This window comes from Microbacterium sp., assembly GCF_036277215.1.
Classification (GTDB): domain Bacteria; phylum Actinomycetota; class Actinomycetes; order Actinomycetales; family Microbacteriaceae; genus Microbacterium.
Genome location: NZ_DASUNI010000070.1, coordinates 1 through 2,002 on the forward strand (window position 1 = coordinate 1; position 2,002 = coordinate 2,002).

Sequence of the window (2,002 nt, forward strand, 5' to 3'; positions counted from 1 at the left end):
GCGGCGAAACGGATGCCGCGCGCGGCGCGTTGGAACGTGCGGAAAGGAGCGTCGGATCGCCGGATGGAACTCTCGATACCGTGGACCGTTGCGAGGCCACTAGCGGACCAGCCGCAGGCCCGCGGGAGTCAGGGGTTGACCGCGGACGATTCGGATCTCGTGGGGCGTGCCCGCGAGGGCGATCAGGTCGCCTTTGCCCGGCTCTTCGAGCACTACCATGCTCCTATCCTCAACTATCTGCATCGCATGGTCGGTGACCGCGCGATGGCGGAAGATCTGACCCAAGACACCTTCATCAAGGCCTACAACGCGCTTCCCTCGACGCGGCCTGACCTCGCTTTCAAGCCGTGGCTCTACCGGATTGCCACCAACACCGCCATCAGTCAGCTGCGCCGCCGCAAGATCGTGCAGTGGATTCCGTTCCTGCCCGGACACGATCATGCCAGTGACCAGTCGATCGAGCGTTCGGTGAGCCGGCGCCAGGATATCGAGCAGACCCTCTCCCGATTGCCACAGCACTACGCTGCGGCGCTGCTGCTGCGCCACTACCAGGGGCTGTCTCTCGCAGAGACCGCCGACGCCCTTGGCATCACTGAGAATGCCGCCAAGCTGAGGCTTTTCCGGGCCCGCAAGGCCTTTGCCCAGATCTACGGATCCACCGAGCTGCTCGGCGCTCCCGGCGAGTGGGAGGCTAAAGGATGATCTCCCACGATCGTGCCCAGGAGCTCATTTCCGCTCGCATGGATGCGCCGCTGACCTCAGCGGAGCACTACGAGCTGCAGCGGCATCTGGCGGTATGTGATTCCTGCCGCGATTTCGTCAGCCTGGCTGACGATCTCGCCCGGGGTTTGCAGGCGTTGCCGCAGCTGGCGCCGAGCCTGGCCGTTTCGCGCGCCGTCATGGCCGCGGTCCGGGCAGACACACCCGCCTGGGGCTGGTTGCGGCGAAGCCTGCAGGCGTTGTCTTCACCCGGTATGACCGTCGCCTCTGGACTGGCGCTTGTGGTGGCGTTGGCCGGCGCCCTCATTATCACGCTGAATGGACCGAGTCGCGGTGATCAAGGGATCGCACCGGAAAGCACGATCGCGGCGGTCGCCGTCGCCCCGTTGCCGACCGAGATCCCGACTACCGAGCCAGAGCCAACCGCGACCCGCGCTCCATTGCGCACCGTCGCACCAGCTCCCGCGAAAGAGGCCCCCAAGCAACCTACCCCACGACCGACGGCAACGCGAGTCGCTATCGTCGCAGCAGTCGAGCCTACGACGGAGGCAATCATCGCGCCTGCGATCATCGACGAGCCGATTATTGAGCCAGTTGCGGAAGACCCGACACTGCCCATGGTGGAAGAGCCCATCGACACTGGTGCCTCCGCCGAGCTCGCTCAGGCCGCCGAACCGGCGCCCAGTGACGAAGGGGTAAGCGAGGCCGATGCGGCGCTTGCAATCGACGACAGCGCCACGACCAATGACGACAGCGGCACGACCAAAGAGGGGCGCCAAGAACGTGCTGAAGAACCTATCGCGGAGCCGGTCGCCACGAGTGCGATTCCCGACGAGGCGATCGCCGCACTGGAGAATGCGGGCGCGACGACTGACATCTATCTACCGCCGGCGCCGCCGCTGCCGATGCCTCCTTCACAGGCTTTCCTGCCGATTACGCCCACGCCCGTCAGCGATGGCACTCCGACTCCCGAACCCGAGACGCAAGCGGATGTGCCACAGCTCGCTGAAGATTGGTCTGACGAACCTAGTCTGACCGCCCTCATCCCAGAATCACCAGAAGTGACCGACGCCGCCATCGTCGACGCTGCCCTCGCCGAGACGGACGAGGATGAGTCAGGGAAGAAGCGCGACCGGTCATCGAAGGACGGGCCGTCTCAAGAGAACCAGCAGTCGGCGTACACCGACGATGCTATGGGCTGGTCGATGGCGCCAGTTGAGCTGGGGCAGTCCGCGGCACTACTCCAGACGACGGATGAGACGACTGGCGCCACGACGGAGTC

The 2,002-nt window shown here is 65.3% G+C and carries 2 protein-coding genes; both read left to right on the forward strand.

Annotated features, from left to right (window positions below; translation table 11 throughout):
- Positions 1-702, forward strand: a 702-nt coding sequence (locus tag VFX99_RS03320) for an RNA polymerase sigma factor (RefSeq protein WP_329664894.1), incomplete at its 5' end; no start/stop codon positions are given.
- Positions 699-2,002, forward strand: a 1,304-nt coding sequence (locus VFX99_RS03325; RefSeq protein WP_329664895.1) for a zf-HC2 domain-containing protein, incomplete at its 3' end; no start/stop codon positions are given. The genes VFX99_RS03320 and VFX99_RS03325, both read left to right, overlap by 4 nt.